Annotated in this window: 4 protein-coding genes; all 4 read left to right on the plus strand. The window is 46.5% G+C overall.

Annotated features, from left to right (window positions below; genetic code table 11):
- The first annotated feature begins 339 nt into the window (after positions 1-339).
- Positions 340-774, plus strand: a complete 435-nt coding sequence (locus tag IX315_RS09385) for a peroxiredoxin family protein (RefSeq protein ID WP_018358476.1) — start codon at positions 340-342, stop codon at positions 772-774.
- On the plus strand, positions 771-2,471 hold the full coding sequence (locus IX315_RS09390) for a DUF6029 family protein (protein WP_134848968.1): 1,701 nt from the start codon (positions 771-773) through the stop codon (positions 2,469-2,471). The genes IX315_RS09385 and IX315_RS09390 overlap by 4 nt, the downstream gene beginning before the upstream one ends.
- A gap of 18 nt (positions 2,472-2,489) precedes the next feature.
- Complete coding sequence (locus IX315_RS09395) at positions 2,490-2,861, plus strand: hypothetical protein (RefSeq protein ID WP_211837409.1); 372 nt, start codon at positions 2,490-2,492, stop codon at positions 2,859-2,861.
- Positions 2,851-4,533 (plus strand): Omp28-related outer membrane protein (locus IX315_RS09400; RefSeq protein WP_211837410.1); only part of this gene is annotated, 1,683 nt, incomplete at its 3' end. The genes IX315_RS09395 and IX315_RS09400, both read left to right, overlap by 11 nt.

Raw genomic sequence — 4,533 nt, forward strand, 5'->3', positions numbered from 1 at the left:
ACTACTCCCGCAAGCCGCAGTCAGTAGGCTATAGAGGGGTGAAATGCACTATAGCTATTGTCGTTCGATAGTAGTGGTGGGGACGTCTTTGGTAGTCATGGGTTACCGCTTTTTAGACAGTATTCGAGCGCATCTCTATATTTTTTATTAACGATGGCATATTTTCTATACCATTTTTCTTATATTTGCCCTCTATTACACTACTAGAGCGCTTTGTGCTCTTCAGGGTAGTTATAGTCGTTTTTTACTTGTTAGATAGAAACTCAGATGGATTTGCGAAAAAAGTTATCAAAGAAGTTAGTATTGTGCATCGCTTTTTGTCTTGTCTCACTTCAGGGAATGGCTCAGTCCTTACCGGTGGTTAAGCTAAAGGATTTGAATGGGAAAACAGTCTCAACCGCCTCTTTCCTCGAAAAAGGGAAGCCTGTAATTCTCTCTTTCTTTGGAACTTGGTGCAAACCTTGTCTTAGAGAGCTAGATGCCATTCAGGAGGTGTACGAAGATTGGCAAGACGAGACGGGCGTCACGCTCTATGCTATTTCTATCAATGAAGGGTCTGATGAGTTTAAGGTCAAACCAGTGGTGCACGCACATGGCTGGGAGTTTCCTGTACTTCTGGATACCAATACTGAGCTCAAAAGAGCTATGGGTGTGAATGTAGTGCCTAATGTCATCGTGCTAGATGGAAAGGGCAAAATAATCCTACGAAAGACAGGCTATGTAGAGGGCGGAGAGTCGGAGATTATCAAAGCCATTAGATCTGCTAACAAATGAAGATTAATAGTCTATTGAATCGTGTATTAGAGGGCGTTGCACTGTGCCTCTGCTGGTACGGCATTTCGTATGGTCAGGAGACGGATGCCAATAAATGGCAGGTCAACTTGGGCATCCAATCGGATCTCCATTATTCTACAAGCCCTGAGCATACCGCCAATCGCTATCATGGGGTCAACTATCTGACCACCCAGATTCACAATAAGTATATCCGCCTAGGGGTGAGACTAGAAGAGATGGTTCGCCCTTTACCTGGCTTCGAAACCAATAAAGGTTGGGGCATTCCTTATGTAGCGCTCACGGGGCAATACAAGTCTTGGGAAGCTACTCTGGGCGATGTGTACGACCAGTTTGGCAGTGGCTTAGTCTTGCGCTCTTATGAGGATCGTAGCCTAGGGCTCGATAACTCTATCCGTGGCGGTCGCTTGGCATATAACTTTAGAGATCTACTCTCTATCAAACTGGTAGCAGGTCAGCACCGCAACCACTTCGACCGTGGGTGGAAGGTCTGGAACCCTGATAGAGGAGCTCTGGGTGGGGGCGATATGGAGCTGAATGTAGGCGATCTACTCGGCACCACAGACCATGGAGTGCTCCTGAGAGTGGGTGGTTCTTATGTAGCTAAGTATGAGCGCAAAGAAGAGATTACGCAGATCAGAGATGGGCAAACCATGGCGTTGGTACTCCCTGAGACTGTCGGGGCTTGGGCTAGTAGGATGGCGGTTGCCTATAAAGACCTCAATATTTATATGGAGTATGCTGCAAAGGGTGCTGATCCAAGTAGAGGGAATAACTATATCTTCCGTAGAGGCTCTGTGGCTATGCTGACTGCCAGCTATATTTGGGGCAAGAATAGTCTATTCATAGGCGCGAGGAGAAGTGAGAACTTCGACTTCCGTTCGGATAGAGGTGCCTCACAAAACGATATGCGTATCAACTTCCTCCAACCTTTCACTAAGCAACAGACCTACTCGCTCGCTGCCCTCTATCCTTATGCTACACAGCCCAAAGGGGAGTGGAGCTTCCAGGGTCAGTTTGCAACAAAGCTAGAAAAAGGCTCTTGGCTCGGTGGCAGGTACGGCACCGATATCAAGCTCACGGCTTCTGTCGTAAGGGATATACAGAGAGTTTGGGAGCAACCTGAATGGGAAAGCAACCCGCAAGACCCTAGCATCATGGGTAGCGACGGATATAGTAGTTCGTTTTTCGGAATGGGAGGACCTCTATACCATAGTATAGACCTAGACATCAAGAGGAAAGTCTCTCCTACCTATACCTTCTCTCTCGGGTATTCCAACCAGCTGTATAACCAGCAAGCGATTGAGGGGCATGCCATCAATGGGGACTTGGTATCCAGCAATATCTTTATCTACGAGGGGAAGAACAAACTATCGTCCAAGGTAACCTTGCGCTCGGAGCTGCAGTACCTGATGAGTAAGCAAGCACAAGGAGACTGGGTGTTTGGGCTTGTGGAGTGCTCTATACTACCTCATATTATGGTTACCCTTAGCGATCAGTGGAATATCGGAACCACTAAGGAGCACTTCTATATGGGAAGCATAGCTGGCTCGTTTGGGGCACACAGGCTACAGCTCTCTTATGGCAAGACCAGGGAAGGTATCAATTGCTCTGGCGGAGTATGCCGCTTGATGCCAGCCACTCAGGGAGTTTATCTATCGTACAACTTTGATATATAATCGTTACATTTTGAAGATATGAGATTTTTGAATAGTATTTGGGCTTTTGTAGTCCTTTCTATCCTACTGGGTGGTGTCCTATGGGGATGTGCACAAAAGGTAAATAGCAAAGACCGATGGGTTCCAAAAGAAGAGGAGAAAGAGGAACTCCCTCAGCAAAGGAAGACCATCTTGGTAGAGGAGTACACAGGTCAGCTGTGTATCAATTGCCCCACCGCTGCGAAAATTCTCCAAGAGGTATCAAAGAAGTATGCGCCCAATGTAATCACAGTGGAAATGCACGCTAAGCGCACGAAGCAAACTGAGGCTACACTAGAGTCGGCTCTCGCTGATAAATGTGCCGAGAAGTTCGCTATCCCCAGTGTTGTACCTGGGGGTGATGATCAATAGGCTACCAATCGGGAGTGCTAAGGAGCGATATTCTGATGATAGAAGTGCTTGGACGGCTCTTACACAAAAGATATTGGAGCAGAAAGCTACCCACCAAATAGAGGTAAAGATTGGTGCAGTAAAAGGGCGTGAGGTAACCTTCACGATACGTGGTACGAAGCTCTCGTCTCAGGATAAAGGTGAGAAGGTTGGCTTGGCGGTCTGGGTTGTAGAGGACATCTATGCTTCACAAAAGGTAGGCAATAAGGTGGAGCCGAAGTTCCTGCACCACAATGTACTTAGGGATGCACTCGCTACGGAGGCAGACTACCAACTCGGGGAGACACGTTCCGTAACTACGGAGTTGCCACAGTCAGTAAAGGAGGTGAAGAATGCCAAGGTGATTGCTTTTCTCTACAACAAGAAGACTGACGAAATCTATGAAGCAGCCATTGCGCCACTTGGTTCGGGTATAACCTCGAATGACGCCGAAACAGAGAAGGAAGAGAAACCCGAGCCTAAGGAGACTGAGATAAAGTTTTACCTCGACAACCAACCTATAGCCTCTGGGAAAGAATTAAAAGCCACTGTTGGTAAGAAGTTAAACAATGGCATCGTAGAGCTAGAATCACCTGTGGTAACTGTAGCAGGCTTAAAGGAGGAACAACTTAAGGGTATTGTACTGGATGTGCTTGCAGAGAAGATGGACCACAAGGATGACACCAATTCTGGGATTGTTAGTATCTGCTTGGATAATTGTTCAGCACTAACTGGTCTACAGCAACAGTACCATAACCCGAAGTACACACCCCATGAAAAAGACAATATTACGTTGCATTTTGGCTTGAAGAACCCAGCAAAGAAAGATACATATCGGGTTCGTATGTGCATAAAGAACAAGGAGAAGGAGGTAGCACACTGGATTTACGTATTTGAGTATGACCCTACTTCTGTGAAAGAAGATATTCCGTCAGTGACACCTCCTGAGGAGAAGCCCACTCCACCTGAGGAGCAACCAATACCCGACAATCCGCCTGCCCCTACGCCTCCTACTGGTGGGAATGCGAAGTCAAATGTCGTAGCAGTAGACTTTACAGGGCAAAGATGTCCTGCTTGTATCAGCAGATTGAGGGATTTAAATGATTATTCCAAAGAGTTGCATCCCAATCTGATACTTGTAAGTATCCACTCCTATGGCTATTATACGGTTAATGAAGAGCTGATACCTAGAGGTGATATCATAAATCCCTATTATAAACATTGTGGGGTTCCCTACTTCCCTAGCATCTATGTCAATAATGTGCCCATCACATACAATGGAGGCTATGCCACTAGAGAAGAGGTGAATAAGAAACCAACCCTTTCTTCCTCTTTGAAGGTAGAGTTACTAGACGGCAAGCGTGTGAAGGTTTCTTGTAAGTCCCAGCCCTATGATGAGGCGAGTAAATCTGCTCTTCCAACAAAGATGAACGTGCTCTTCTGGGTGGTACAAAATAAAATGCGAGGGTTCCAAGCTGGGGTTGGTACAGATTATGAGCATAATCATATCCTAAGAGGAACGCTTAATGGAGCATGGGGAGAATCGTATACCCTCGGATCCGACCATTCTAAGGTGTACGACTTACCTCCTGTAGATGAGTGGTATCCACCACAGAACCTAACGCCATCGAATAGGTTCAATCTCGAGAATTGC

Source organism: Porphyromonas levii, from assembly GCF_018206105.1.
Taxonomy (GTDB): Bacteria; Bacteroidota; Bacteroidia; order Bacteroidales; family Porphyromonadaceae; genus Porphyromonas_A; species Porphyromonas_A levii.